Here is a 13,043-nt window from a genome sequence, read left to right on the forward strand (position 1 = left end):
TTAGCTCAATACAAAAAAAGTGCCTGGAAGCTATCACGCAAGATGGCTTCCAGGCCGGTCCCTACCGCAGGCAGTGGGTTTTCGCGTTTTCCTGCAGAGTCATAAATTGGGCGCCTATGGAGGATGAATCCAGGCATTATGCATATGCACGTACAGGGAGATCTTGCTAACGTCTATCGCGCTGTTCTGCGTTCCATCTCTGAGATCTGGACCTCGCTTCAGCAGAATCCAGATGTAGATGGGCTGCTTCAGCAAATCGCGGATGCAACCTGCCAGGCTCTGGGCTTTCGCTATAGCGCGCTCTATTTAGAGGACGAGCATCACAATTTTTATGTACGTGCCACCTCGTCGAGTGTTCCAGCTGAACATACTGCCTATCTGCGCCAGCATCCCATGCCCGCGTACGTCGCCTCCCTTCTCACTCAGCCCGCTCTTCGGTGCCGCAACTCCTATTTTATTCCTGGCGAGGCCGATATCTGGCAAGATGAAAGTGTGGCCGCGCATTTTGTCATCGTGCAGGAAGGGGAACCTGTGATGACGACGCTGAGCTATGAAGAACGGGGTGTAGGGGAGGATATGTCGCAATGGCGACCCAATGATCTCTTGCTGGTCCCCCTGTGCAAAGGGGACGGTAGCATTATCGGTTTCCTGACGCCCGATTCTCCCCTCGATGGGCAACGTCCCTCGCCCGAGACGGTGGATGTGCTGGAGGTCTTCGCCAGCCAGGCCACGGGCGTAATTGAATGGGCACATCTCTATGAAGAGGCCCAGCATAGTAGTCAGGAACGGGCGGCCCTGATCGAGATTGGGCGTGCGCTCTCAGCTCCTGAGGCCTTACGCGATCTCAGCACGGTCTACCAGGTGCTCTATGCGCAATTATGTCGTGTGATGCCTGTAGATGGTTTTTTTGTCACGCGCTGCGATTTCGCTAGAGATAAAATGTATGCCGATTACATCATCGATGAGGATATATCCTATCCCTCTCCAGAGCCCCAGTCCCCTATTTCACCCTGGATAGGCTATATGCTTACAGAGCACCTGACCTATTGCTTCTTAACCGCTCAGGAGCATGAAGATTTTGTGCTACAACATACCGATCGCACTAAGGTTATTTTGTTTGGGAGCAAGCGCCGCAGTGAGTCACTGATCTTTGTCCCTGTCCACTATGGGGATGAGGCAATAGGTATGCTCTCGGTGCAGTCCTATCAACCCCATGTTTATACCCAGCGTCATGTGCAGATGATCAAGGAGATCGCTGTCCAGGCGGGAATCGCCATGATGAACGCTCGTCGCTATAGCGAACTGGGGCAGGCCATGCGCCAGGCCCAGGAGTCCGAGCAGCTGAAAAACCAGTTTCTGATGACGGCCTCCCATGAATTACGCACCCCGCTGACAGCCATTCAAGGCTATCTCGAATTGCTCAGCACGCACGGTGCCCACCTGGATGAGGAGCGCAAACAGCGCTTCATTGACAATGCGCGCCGGGCTTGCGATGAGTTGATCCTCCTGTTAGGCAATGTCATGGATACCAGCCGTATTGACCAGGAGTGGGTCTCGGTCAAACGTGATGTCGTGGCTATCTCGCCCGCGGTGGCGCAGATTCTGGAGATCCTCGATCCCACCATTACCCGTGAGCAGCGCCATATCGAGCTTGACCTGGCGGATGACCTCTCCGTCTGGGCGGATGACCTGCGCCTGCGCCAGGTATTGATGAATCTGGTGGGTAACGCGCTGAAATATACGCCACCTGCCACGCAGATCGCTATTGGCGCGCAGCGCCTCTCCTGCAACGAGACACTTCGGCGTATTAAGGAGGCCCAACCTGGAGGTGTAAATATGTTGACGGGGGAACGCTTTGTGCTTATCTGGGTGCGTGACTGGGGGCCTGGCATCAGCCAGAAGGAGCAGGAGAAGCTCTTCGCCAAGTTCTCGCGCCTCTCAACTGAAGCCACGCAGGCGCAGCGGGGCGCAGGCTGGGGCCTCTACCTCTGTCGCAAACTCGTCGAGGCCATGAATGGCTCTATCTGGGTCGAAAGCCAGGGCATCTCTGGCGAAGGCAGCACCTTCCTCATCGCCCTCCCCGAGACCGAAGGGCAATAGTTGTGTGTCTGTGGTGGGAGCTGACTCCATCAGCTCCCACCACAGATACACAAACTCTACAGCTGGGCGGAATAGGTAGGCCGTCGCCCATTATTTGACGCGCTTTGAGGTCTATGCTACCATATTCCTAGCTGACTTTAGAGTTTGCGGGAGGAGAATTCATCATGAACTTATATGAACAATTGCAAGTTGTTCATGAGCGGCTAGAGGGAATTGGCGCGCATGACGATAGCATGGACCTGGTGGAGAAGTTGTTAAAGCGTGCTGAGCCTACGAAGCATGAGAAAACTAGCGTGGCACAGGTTCAGGTAGTGCGTCACATGCTGCGTATGCCAGAGGTGATCGACAACTACAATATCTATAACGATTTGCAGGAACTGTTGAGCGAGCGTGAGGAGAGCGATATCGCAGCCCGTGAAGACGCCGCCCCGGCAGCCTATGTCGACACATCGCACCGTCCCAAACCCAAGTCGTTCTACAAGGCGCAGAAAGATAAAGCCAAGAAGAAGGGCTAGCCTCATCTATCATTCGGGAAAAGAGGTTGGCCCTTCAATTTGTTTTGGCTGCGTATATCGGCCGCCGAGTTGTAGCTGTTCCTTCATGGCCTGCAATTGAAGTTCTACGTTCTGTTGCATGTCGATACGCTGCAACTCGCGGTCAAGCGCATCTCCGGCTCCCAGAGAGCGCTGTTCCCCTATGACTCCTTGCTCAAGCAGCTCTTCGAGCGCGTTAGCCCGCGCCTGCATGGTGAGAATTTTCTCCTGGGCGCGCCGCATAGCGAGGTGAATCTCTCCCATCTCACCAGATATGCCCCCAAGCGATTCCCGCAGTTTTACCTGTGCCTGCGCGGCATGATACTGAACTTTAGCCATTTCCTTCTGGGTGCGGAAGACCTCGATCCGCGTGGCGACATCCTGTTCCATCTGGAGCAGGCGCTCCTCCTGCTCGCGTAGTTGGGCGATCTGGCGCTCATAGTTGTGTAGTTGCGGCACAAATAGCTCTTTGCGTTGCAGAGCCTGGCGCGCCAGGTCTTCGCGTCCCAGGCGCAGAGCCTGCCCTGCCTGACTGGTGAGCTTATCGACATTATTGAGAAGCTGCGTTTGTTGCAGTTCTAGTTGCTTGCGATTGGTCGCGATATCGGCAATAGCCCGGCGCAATTGTTGTATCTGCTCAACCTGTTTGGTATACGCATAATCCAGCACTGCCCCAGGCTCCTCCGCCTTCTCTAGCGCAGCCCTGGTGCGAATACGGAAGAGCAACGCGAGACGAGAGAATAGGCCCATAAATCTTCCTCCAGGTGTATTTGAAATACACTATCTTTTATACGCGCTACCGTGGCGTTCTGTTGCGTTATTACTCTTGACCTTTCGCGCCTGCGCGCTTAGAGGGTAAAGGGATGGGCAATATGGCATGGGCGAATGCCCATGCCATATTGCCCATCCCTTTACCCTCAGACGAACTTGCGAGCCGGAATTGAGAGGAGTGGAAGACGTTTGAGAAAGGCGATAAAAGGATTGACAATCTTTTGAAGATGGGTTATACTAGGCCATGTAAGCGATAAGCAAGCGAGAGTAACTCAGTGGTAGAGTGTCACTTTCCCAAAGTGATGGTCGCGGGTTCGAATCCCGTCTCTCGCTCTTTTTTATGCCCAAAAAGCCCGGCGCTACTGGCGTACGCGCCTACTTCCGGAAGTAGGCGCGTACGCCAGTAGCGCCGGGCTTTTGTATTACACTCGTGCGCGGCGCATGCGTTGTTGCATGGCTTCCATATCTCCAGCGACCGTTTTTAGCCCGAGGAGGCAGATGAGGCCAGCGATAAAGAGGCAGGTGGGCGCGGTGATGAGCAGGGCGGTACCCAGCGAGGTGTGGTCGGCGAGAATGCCGATGATGATGGGCGAGGCCGCGTCCCCCAGCAGGTGCGCCAGTAGCAAGAGCAGCCCGGTGGCGGTGGCGCGCTTATCAGGCTCGATGATATCCTGAATCACGGCGTTAATCGGGCCGAGACAGAGGCTGAGCGTGATAATGGCCAGCGTAAAGAAGGCCACAAAGGGATAGATGTTGTGGAAGGTGAGCGCGATCAGGGTCAGGGGCGCGCCCAGGAGAAACGAGATGGTCGAGATGATGAGGCGTCCCTGCGGCCTGCGCTTCTGCAAGCTATCACCAAGCCAGCCGCCAATGATGGTGCCGATAATGCTGCCAGTGGCGAGGGTGAGGCCGGAGACGAGGCCAGCCTGGGCCTCTGTGAGCTTAAAATCGCGCACAATATAGGTCGTAATCCAACCGGTCGCGGCCCCTACAATGAAGAAGCTGGCGATGAAGGAGCCGAGCAAGATCCAGTAGGTGCGGATGCGTGCGATCTGTTTGAAGGTCTGCCAGACATTCGTGCCCAGACTATGACCCACTATTTCGCCCTCTGAAGCATCCTCGCCTGCCTCATCCTCGACGCGATCATAGGCGCCACGCTCTGGTTCCACTGCGCGCCAGATGAGGAAGGCGGCGATCAGACCAGGGATGCCCACGAAGAAGAAGGCCCAGCGCCAGCCCAGGGTAACAGCGATAATGCCGCCCGCGATCTGGCCAATAGCGGTTCCCACCACGTTGCCGATAGACCAGAGCGAGAGCATGCGTCCGCGCACAGATTTGGGGAAGTAGTCGCCGATCATCGAGAGGGAGGCTGGCGCGTAGCCTGCCTCGCCAACGCCCAGCACCGAACGGGTCAGCAGGAGCTGAATGAAGTTATGCGTAAATCCTGCCAGTGCGGTCGCAACACTCCAGATACCGACGCAGGCCGCGACAATATTTTTGCGCACCCCTTTATCGGCCCAGATGCCTAGTGGGAATGTTGCCAGGCCATAGATGAGTAGAAACGAGGAGATAATAAACCCGAGCTCGGTATCGCTCAGGTGAAACTCGGGCTGAATTTTCGTTTGTACGGCTCCCAGGATAGAGCGGTCGGCATAGTTGAGGATATTGATAACCAGGAGTACGATAAAGGCAAAGCGTGCCTGTCTGCGTGTGATCGGTTTGACGTTTGGTAGTGGATATGTTCGCGGCTTTGTCGTCGTCATAAGTGCAGCAATCAACCTTTCCCCAGATATTTTTAAGCCTCATCAATTGTCACAGGTAATCTAGCTGATAGTAGCATTGATCCAGGTCTCTGTCTACCATACGTACTAAACTCTGCTGGGTTGTAGAGAGGTGCTACAGTGGGAGAAAGGGTATAAAAGCGGGCAGGTGGGAAATGAGGCAAAGCCTCATTTCCCACCTGCCCGCTTTTATTATAAATTGACGACGGTGACGCCGAAGATGTCGCCGGTCTCGCTGAGTTCGCGCAGCGCCCAGTCTGGAATGGCATCGTCGACCGAGATGACCATCAGGGCAGTATCGGTGGTGTTGCCGGAGACGCGGGTGCGGGGCTTGCGCTCCACAGGGCCGACACCCATGTGGCGGATATTGACCTGGGCCTTGCCAAGGAGAGTTCCGGCGCGGCCAATCATGCCTGGCTGGTCGAGGTTGCGGCAGAAGAGGATATAGCCCTCAGGTACAAACTCGGTCCAGTAGCGGCCAACGCGCACGATGCGAGGCTCGTCATAGATGACTGCGCCGCTGATGACATCGAAGTGCTCATCCTCGATGCCGGGCTTGCCGATAAACGAGGATGAGTTGCCATTGGGCGAGAGCACGCGTAGCGTGACCTGGTTGGCGAACTCGGCTGGCGTCGTGGACTTCTGCTCGGTGATCTCCAGGCCCCGTTCTTTGGCGAGCAGCTGGGCGTTAATCATATTGACGTGCGCCTCAGAGACGGACTCGAGCAGGCCCTTGATCAGCGCGGCCTGCAGTGGACGTAGATCATAGCTCGCGATATCGCCATTATAGGTGATCTCGATCTTGCTCAGTGGTCCGGGCTGCAACTGGGTGTAGAGCCGTCCCATCTTTTCGAGCAGGGTCATATATGGCTCAAGCACCTTCAGCGTCTCCGGCAGGATCAGCGGTGCGTTGACCGCGGCCCGGGGGAAGCCGCCATTGAGGACCGAGACGACCTGCTCCGCGACATCGGTGGCCACGCCAACCTGGGCCTCTTCGGTGGAGGCGCCCAGGTGAGGGGTCGCGATCACGCGGTCATGAGCCAGGAGTTGCAGCAGGGTCTCGTCATCGCGGATAGGTTCCTGGCTGAAGACATCGAGTGCCGCGCCTGCCAGGCGCCCCTCGTTGAGGGCGTTGAGTAGGGCTTTCTCGTTGATCAGGCCACCACGAGCGCAGTTGATGAGGCGCGCCCCCGACTTCATGAGCTGAAGCTCATGCTCGCTGATTAATCCACGTGTACCCTGGGGGCCGCTGGTGAGCGAGGTATGCAGCGTCAGGAAGTCCGCGCGGGTCAAGACTTCTTCAAAGGTTGCCATCTCGACCCCGTTTTTACGTGCCTGCTCGGGGGAGACGAAGGGATCATAGGCCACGACCTGCATCTCCAGACCCAGGGCGCGGCGCGCGACCGCCATACCAACTTTACCAAGGCCAATCACACCCAGAACCCTGTTGCGGACCTCGATGCCCATGAAGCGGCTCCTGTCCCATTTCCCTCCTTTGATGCTGGCATTGGCAGCGGGAACGTGGCGGGCCAGGGACATCAGCATGGCGATGGTATGCTCCGCCGCAGCCATGATATTGCCCGTGGGGGAGTTGACCACGATGATGCCCAGGCGGGTGGCGGCATTGGTGTCGATGTTGTCCACACCAACGCCCGCGCGCCCGACGATCTTGAGGTTGGTGCCCGCTGAAAGCACATCGGCGGTGACCTGGGTCTCGCTGCGCACGATCAGAGCGTGATAATCGCCGATGACCTCGGCGAGCTGCTCTGGTGTCAGGCCACGGCGCTCGTCGACCTGTGCCTCAGGCATCTGCTCTTTTAAGAGATCGATACCTTCGCGCGCGATTTTATCGGTAATTAAAATACGAATAGTCTGGGGGGAGTTATCTGCCTGGCTTGTTGGTTCGTGTACCTGTGTCATGCTGTTTTTTTCTCCTCGTTGCCACATATCCCTGGAGGCTAGCCTCCCGAAAGGTACGCTCCCAGGGGACGAAAGGCCTGTGTGAGACGTGATTTGTGCAAATAGCCAAGGTTAAGTTATTGATATCAGTGTTCGTCCTCGAACGCTGTTTGTATCTTCATTGAAGGCGTGATGCGCCAATGCGTGCCATGGATCTGTGCCATGTAATGCTTGCGCGGCGGGCAAGCATTAGCCGGGAAAGCCCCCTGCGGTAGGGACCAGCTTTAGCGCGTCTGAAGGCGATGAATCGCCTGTGGGCGCAACCCAAAATGTTGCATGACACATTGTCGCGCCATGGATCGCCTATTACCCACACAAGGGTTTGGCTAGCGTCGCACTGCTATAAAATGGCGTTCGGACGCGCTAAAGCTGGCCCTTACCGAGGGGAGTGTATTTCCCAATTTTTTAGCAAAGGTGGGCAATGATTGTCTATCTGCCGTGTGTTATCTCTACCTTCAGGATATAGCATGGGGTGCAGCATGTCAAACTCTTTTTGGGGGAGAAGCTGTGAGATAAATAGGGGATGATTGTGCGTATGTATAGTTAGTAACGGAATCAGTTAAGAGGAGGTCTCGTATGTTTTTTATCTTCTCCAAGCGAGGGAAGCGCATGTCATGGCAGGTGCTTGGCATCAGTTGTATGCTTGGTTTGATGATGGTTTTGGCTGCCTGTGGTAGTAGTGGCACGGCCACGGGTAGTAATAGCGGTGGTGATGTAAAGGCCACAGTGGCCGCGCCAAAGGACTTGATCACTGGCGGAACGTTGACGGTTGGCAGCGACACGACATACCCACCCCAGGAGTATGTTGACACGGCCAGCGGCCAGGCGACTGGCTTTGATGTTGACCTGATTACTGAGATGGGCAAGCGGATGGGCCTGAAGGTCGATGTTAAGAAGGCGAACTTTGATACGATCATCGACGATCTTAGCTCCAAACGTTACGATGTCGTGATATCTGCGGTGACGATTAATCCAGATCGCCAGAAGAAGGCGCAGTTCATTCCCTATTTTAACGCGGGTCAGTCGCTCCTGGTGCAGAAGGGAAATCCCGATCATATTAGCAGCGTCAAGGATCTGTGTGGCAAGAAGGTTGGTGTGCAGACAAATACTGTTGAGTTTGATGCCCTGACCGCTGCCAAAAAGGACTGCACAGCGGCGGGCAAGCCGACGATTACGCTGACAGTGCTGGACGCGCAGACCGACGTTATCCAGTTGCTGGCCGACAAGCGCGTCGACGCGACCTATCAGGACTCGCCCGTAACGGACTACTATCTGAAGTTGAACCCGGGTCAGTTTGAGATTGGTGGTGCCATTACCGACCAGGCCCCCGAAGGCATTGTGGTGCGCAAAGACGACACCGAGATGTTTAACGCCCTCAAAGCAGCGTACGATGCGGTCAAGAAGGACGGCACGTACGATAAGCTCTTCGACAAGTGGCAGTTGAACTCCGCCCAGAAGGTAAATTAAGAGTACAAAGAAACAAGAATGGGGGCTTGCCAGCGGCAAGCCCCCATTCTTGTTTCTTTGTACTCTTTTAATAGCAGGAACGGGCCTGTGCTTTTGCGAGTGGGCAAAATATGTTACACTGTATCCGTCTTTATCGATTGATTCTAGGTTTGGAGGCTTTGGGTTAATGCATTTGTATGGGTCCCTGGTTTCTCGGAGAGGTAAGACACCTCTGGTGTTAATTATGTGTCTGCTTCTTAGTTGCGCGTTCTTCGTTGCGGCATGTGGTGGAAGTAGTGATAGTGTCACTTCAAGCTCGGTGAAGCCGTCAGTGACGCCACCCGCTGATTTAATTAGCAAGGGGACGTTGACGGTAGGTACAAACTCGACATATCCGCCCCAGGAGTACAAGGATGTGACAACGGGGAAGGATGTTGGCTTTGATATGGACCTGATCACTGAGATGGCCAAACGCATGGGCTTGCAGGTGGCTGTGAAACAGGGAAACTTCGATACCATCATTGATGACCTGACTTCCAAGCGTTACGACGTTGTCATCTCGGGTGTGACCATTAATGCACCGCGTGAGCAGAAGGCTGATTTTATTCCTTATTTCAATGCCGGGCAGTCATTGCTGGTGCGCAAGGGAAATCCCGAGAAGATTCAGAGTCCTAAGGACCTGTGTGGCAAGGGCGTTGGTGTGCAGAACACAACTGTCGAGCAGGATAGCTTGACGCAGGCCAATAAAGCCTGTCTTGCAGCAGGAAAGCCAGCTATTAAAGTAACGGCGCTTGATAGCCAGAATGATGTGGTGCAGTTGCTGGTGGATGGGCGTGTATCGGCGACCTACCAGGACTCGCCCGTGACAGACTATTATATGAAACTCAATCCAGGACAATTCCAGATAGGTGGTTCCATTACCGATCAGGCTATAGAAGGTATCGCCACACGTAAAGGCGATCAGGAGATGGGGAAAGCCCTTAAGGCCGCCTATGACGCGGTGAAACGCGATGGAACCTACGATAAACTCTTTGAAAAATGGGGCTTAAACGCGCAGCAGGAAGTGCGCTAGATGCGCTTGCAATGGTCACCTGGCGCCGCTAGGAACTGCTTCGTTTAAGGCTCCACCTGGCCTCCCCTACCGCGTAAGGGAGGACCAGGCTTTCTTTCGTATGAGTAGAAAAAATGCCTGGTTGGTCGAATGGTAAGATAGAGTGGGAACGCGGGCTCCTGGTTAGGGCGAGTGATGTGCAATGAGGCACACGATGTACATGGTGTACATACAGCACAATGAGTAAAAGAGACCCATCTGCGAGTGGAGTGTACGCAGAGGAACACCGTGAAAAACCAAAGAGCAAAGATCTTATTCCGAAACCCAACGTCACTTGCGTGCCTAGCGCTCCCCCCATTCGGGGACAAGTGCGCTCAGGGTTTTCGGATAAGAAGTAAGAGGACTGTATGAGACGGACGAAAATCGTGTGTACTATTGGGCCCGCGACGCGCAGCGAAGAGCAGCTAGAGCGCTTGATGCGGGCAGGCATGAATGTAGCGCGCTTAAACTTTTCGCATGGAACGCATGAAGAGCACGCCAAAGTGGTAGCAAGCATTCGCGCTATTTCGAGTCGACTACATCGGCCCATTGCGATCTTGCAGGACCTCCAGGGGCCAAAAATCCGTATCGGCACGCTTCAGGAGCATCGACCAGTGATGCTGGTGAATGGCTCCACCATTACGCTGACCACGCGCCCGCTTGAAGGCACCGCCGAGCTGGTCTCGACCACCTACAAGCAGTTGCCTGAGGACGTGAAGGTAGGAGACCGCATCTTGCTGGATGACGGCCTGTTGGAACTGCGTGTCCTGGACCATAACGAGACCGACGTTAAGTGCCTGGTAGTGCATGGTGGCCTGCTTAAAGAGCACAAGGGCATCAATTTGCCTGAGGTCGCGGTCAGCGTTCCCTCGCTCTCCGACAAGGACCGGGATGACCTGCGTTTTGGCATTGAGCAGGGCGTTGATTATGTCGCGCTGAGTTTTGTGCGTAAGCCAGAGGATATTCGCGAGGCCAAGGAGTATATCAAGCAGATTCAGGCTGACCTGGGCGTAAAGGAGCGTGATTGCTACGTGCCGATCATCGCGAAGCTGGAGAAGCCCGAGGCCATTGAGCGGCTCGACGAGATCTTACAAGAGACCGATGCCGTCATGGTGGCGCGTGGTGATCTGGGCGTCGAGATGGCCCCCGAGAAGGTACCGTTGATCCAGAAGCGAATCATCGCCAAGTGCAATGAACTCTGTCTACCCGTGATTACCGCGACCCAGATGCTGGAATCAATGATTAATAATCCGCGCCCAACGCGTGCCGAAGCCAGCGACGTTGCCAACGCCATCCTCGATGGAACCGATGCCGTCATGTTGAGCGCCGAGACGGCCTCGGGAAGTTATCCCATTGAGGCGGTAGAGATGATGGTGCGTATCGCCGTCGAGACCGAGAATGGGTATCGCGCGAGCATTCAGTCAACGATGCAGCAACGCCTGACGCAGGAGCAGGCAGTCAGTCATGCCGCCCGCGCTTTGAGTGAGCAGACGAGTGTCAAAGCGATTGTAGTATTTACGCGCTCGGGAAGTTCGGCGCATCTTATCTCTAAGGACCGACCACGCACGCCAATCATCGCCTATACACCCTCGGAGCATGTCTATCGGCGCCTGGCACTCTGGTGGGGAGTCTGGCCGCAGAATCTTCCCATGGAGGGCACGACCGAGCGGGTTATCGCCGACGTCGATTGCCACTTACAGGAGGAGAATTTGATCGCGCGTGACGAGCACATCGTTATCATGGGTGGAATGCCCGTGGCGAGCCGCGCGCGGACCAACTTTGTCAAGCTGCATTGCGTGGGCGAGGGGCCACAAGAGCGTTGACATTTTGAGTGGCGCGTGCTATCCTAGTTGGGCCGAAGTTCATGTGGCCCTGTCGGGTGTTAGAGGTGCCGTGTTGTTGCGCGCCGCACCAGGGAACGCGGCGCAGGTAGAAAATACAGCCCCTTTAGTGGGCGAGAGGTGAGAATTTTAAAGCATGAGTGTTAAGATCCGTCTCAAACGTACGGGCATGAAGAAGGCCCCAAGCTATCGTGTAGTGGTTGCTGACTCGCGCTCACCCCGCGATGGTCGCATCATCGAGAATATTGGCTGGTACAATCCTCGTGTTGAGCCTTCCGCTATCAACATCAACGAGGAGAGGGCGCTGGGCTGGTTGAAGAATGGTGCTCAGCCAACCGAGTCGGTTGAGTCGCTGCTGAAGCGCTCTGGTATCCTGGCTCGCTTTGAGGCTGAGAAGTCTTCTACAAGCGCTGAGTAGTATCGATTAGGTTGTGCGGTCCGTTGTGAAGCATCGTGACCAGGTAGCGAGTGAGCAGAGGTAGAATGTATGCGTAAACTGATTGAGTACATCGCTCAGTCGCTGGTAGACGATCCTTCCGCGGTTGAGGTGCGCGAGGTGCGCAATGATCGCAGCGCGCTGGCTCTGGAGTTGCACGTTGCCCAGGATGATTTTGGCAAGGTGATTGGACGCCAGGGGCGTGTTGCGAAGGCTATGCGCACACTGCTGCGCGCCGGTGGGACGCGCGAAGGACGGCATACATCGTTAGAAATTCTCTAGGCACCTACCCGCCGGAGAGCGCGATGGATGCAAGAGCCATCTTGTATGCCTATCCATGATTGTGGTACGCCAGCACATATGTTGGTAGCAATGGGTGGATGGTAGGTATGACCGAGAGGCGATTCGCAAAGGGCGAAACTTATGCCAATGCAAAACAAGACAGAATGGGCTACTATCGGCAAAATAGTGGCCCTTTTTGGTGTGCGCGGTGAACTCAAAGTGTTGCCGCTGACGGATATCCCTGACCGCTTTACATCCCTGAAGGCGGTACACGTGAGCACCGATGGCCACACCTTTAAACGCTGTACTATTACGAGCGTGCGCCCGTATAAGGGCGAGATGCTGTTAGTCAAGCTAGAGGGGATTACCAGCGCGAACGATGCCGAGGCCTTGCGTGATCAGAGCCTCTGGATTCCCGAAAGTGAGCTGGCGCAGTTGCCTCCAGACTCGTACTATCAGCATGACATTCTAGGACTCAAGGTCTATACCCTGAGCAACCAGGAAGTGGGACAGATCGTCGACCTCTTTCCCACGGGTGGAAATGATGTGTATGTCGTGCGGACACCTGAGCGCAAAGAGGTGATGATCCCAGCGATCAAAACGGTTGTGCGCCAGATAGATGTGTTGCGTGGAGTTATGTACATCGATCCGCTTCCGGGGCTGCTCGACGACGAGGCCGTGCTGGACAATTCAAACGAAGAGGACGAAGAGGGGCAAGACGAATTTGGGGTAGAATAGTAACAAAAAGGCCTGAAATTGCCCCCAATATGGCTGTGCATAATGGCGTAGGTGTGGTATTATGTA

11 protein-coding genes and 1 tRNA gene are annotated in these 13,043 nt (G+C 55.2%); 9 read left to right on the forward strand and 3 right to left on the reverse strand.

Annotation, left to right across the window (positions count from 1 at the left end; genetic code table 11):
* Nucleotides 1-138 precede the first annotated feature (138 nt).
* Nucleotides 139-2,100: a GAF domain-containing sensor histidine kinase gene (locus JMJ04_RS46055; protein WP_201377058.1), complete on the forward strand. Its 1,962-nt coding sequence runs from the start codon at nt 139-141 to the stop codon at nt 2,098-2,100.
* 164 nt (nt 2,101-2,264) lie between these two features.
* Nucleotides 2,265-2,615 (forward strand): hypothetical protein, encoded by a 351-nt coding sequence (locus tag JMJ04_RS46060; RefSeq protein WP_201377059.1) that lies wholly within the window; start codon nt 2,265-2,267, stop codon nt 2,613-2,615.
* A 9-nt stretch (nt 2,616-2,624) separates the two neighbouring features.
* On the opposite strand, the gene JMJ04_RS46065 is transcribed toward JMJ04_RS46060, so the two are convergent.
* The gene (locus tag JMJ04_RS46065) at nt 2,625-3,383 is read right to left on the reverse strand and encodes a PspA/IM30 family protein (RefSeq protein WP_201377060.1); all 759 of its coding nucleotides are present in this window, start codon (nt 3,381-3,383) and stop codon (nt 2,625-2,627) included.
* A gap of 282 nt (nt 3,384-3,665) precedes the next feature.
* On the opposite strand from JMJ04_RS46065, the gene JMJ04_RS46070 reads away from it, so the two are divergent.
* Nucleotides 3,666-3,737: transfer RNA gene (locus JMJ04_RS46070), tRNA-Gly, on the forward strand.
* An 89-nt stretch (nt 3,738-3,826) separates the two neighbouring features.
* Here the strand turns inward: JMJ04_RS46070 and JMJ04_RS46075 are convergent.
* Both JMJ04_RS46075 and serA read right to left on the reverse strand, forming a co-directional pair.
* The gene (locus JMJ04_RS46075) at nt 3,827-5,167 is read right to left on the reverse strand and encodes a spinster family MFS transporter (RefSeq protein WP_201377061.1); all 1,341 of its coding nucleotides are present in this window, start codon (nt 5,165-5,167) and stop codon (nt 3,827-3,829) included.
* Between the two features lie 210 nt (nt 5,168-5,377).
* Entirely contained in the window at nt 5,378-7,105 is a 1,728-nt protein-coding gene (gene serA / locus JMJ04_RS46080) for a phosphoglycerate dehydrogenase (RefSeq protein WP_201377062.1), read from the reverse strand.
* A gap of 615 nt (nt 7,106-7,720) precedes the next feature.
* Between serA and JMJ04_RS46085 the strand changes: the two genes are divergently transcribed.
* From JMJ04_RS46085 to rimM, 6 genes are all read left to right on the forward strand, one after another.
* Nucleotides 7,721-8,611: an ABC transporter substrate-binding protein gene (locus tag JMJ04_RS46085; protein WP_201377063.1), complete on the forward strand. Its 891-nt coding sequence runs from the start codon at nt 7,721-7,723 to the stop codon at nt 8,609-8,611.
* A gap of 223 nt (nt 8,612-8,834) precedes the next feature.
* A complete protein-coding gene (locus tag JMJ04_RS46090) occupies nt 8,835-9,662 on the forward strand; it encodes an ABC transporter substrate-binding protein (RefSeq protein WP_201377064.1) in 828 nt (275 codons plus the stop codon).
* 386 nt (nt 9,663-10,048) lie between these two features.
* Entirely contained in the window at nt 10,049-11,503 is a 1,455-nt protein-coding gene (gene pyk / locus JMJ04_RS46095) for a pyruvate kinase (protein WP_201377065.1), read from the forward strand.
* Nucleotides 11,504-11,657: 154 nt separating this feature from the next.
* Nucleotides 11,658-11,939 carry a 30S ribosomal protein S16 gene (gene rpsP, locus JMJ04_RS46100; protein WP_201377066.1) on the forward strand — a complete coding sequence of 94 codons (282 nt, stop codon included), beginning with the start codon at nt 11,658-11,660 and terminating at the stop codon, nt 11,937-11,939.
* A gap of 69 nt (nt 11,940-12,008) precedes the next feature.
* A complete protein-coding gene (locus JMJ04_RS46105) occupies nt 12,009-12,239 on the forward strand; it encodes a KH domain-containing protein (RefSeq protein ID WP_007923523.1) in 231 nt (76 codons plus the stop codon).
* A gap of 141 nt (nt 12,240-12,380) precedes the next feature.
* Nucleotides 12,381-12,977: a ribosome maturation factor RimM gene (gene rimM / locus JMJ04_RS46110; protein WP_201377067.1), complete on the forward strand. Its 597-nt coding sequence runs from the start codon at nt 12,381-12,383 to the stop codon at nt 12,975-12,977.
* Nucleotides 12,978-13,043: the final 66 nt, after the last annotated feature.

The organism is Ktedonobacter robiniae, assembly GCF_016587375.1.
GTDB classification, from domain to species: domain Bacteria; phylum Chloroflexota; class Ktedonobacteria; order Ktedonobacterales; family Ktedonobacteraceae; genus Ktedonobacter; species Ktedonobacter robiniae.

What these genes read in the sequence shown, in the direction of transcription:
- JMJ04_RS46060 (WP_201377059.1), top strand. Translation starts at nt 2,265, where the DNA reads ATGAACTTATATGAACAATTGCAAGTTGTTCATGAGCGGCTAGAGGGA.
- JMJ04_RS46105 (WP_007923523.1), top strand. Translation starts at nt 12,009, where the DNA reads ATGCGTAAACTGATTGAGTACATCGCTCAGTCGCTGGTAGACGATCCT.
- rimM (WP_201377067.1), top strand. Translation starts at nt 12,381, where the DNA reads ATGCCAATGCAAAACAAGACAGAATGGGCTACTATCGGCAAAATAGTG.
- serA (WP_201377062.1), bottom strand. Translation starts at nt 7,105, where the DNA reads ATGACACAGGTACACGAACCAACAAGCCAGGCAGATAACTCCCCCCAG.
- JMJ04_RS46055 (WP_201377058.1), top strand. Translation starts at nt 139, where the DNA reads ATGCATATGCACGTACAGGGAGATCTTGCTAACGTCTATCGCGCTGTT.
- JMJ04_RS46085 (WP_201377063.1), top strand. Translation starts at nt 7,721, where the DNA reads ATGTTTTTTATCTTCTCCAAGCGAGGGAAGCGCATGTCATGGCAGGTG.
- rpsP (WP_201377066.1), top strand. Translation starts at nt 11,658, where the DNA reads ATGAGTGTTAAGATCCGTCTCAAACGTACGGGCATGAAGAAGGCCCCA.
- JMJ04_RS46090 (WP_201377064.1), top strand. Translation starts at nt 8,835, where the DNA reads ATGTGTCTGCTTCTTAGTTGCGCGTTCTTCGTTGCGGCATGTGGTGGA.
- pyk (WP_201377065.1), top strand. Translation starts at nt 10,049, where the DNA reads ATGAGACGGACGAAAATCGTGTGTACTATTGGGCCCGCGACGCGCAGC.
- JMJ04_RS46075 (WP_201377061.1), bottom strand. Translation starts at nt 5,167, where the DNA reads ATGACGACGACAAAGCCGCGAACATATCCACTACCAAACGTCAAACCG.
- JMJ04_RS46065 (WP_201377060.1), bottom strand. Translation starts at nt 3,383, where the DNA reads ATGGGCCTATTCTCTCGTCTCGCGTTGCTCTTCCGTATTCGCACCAGG.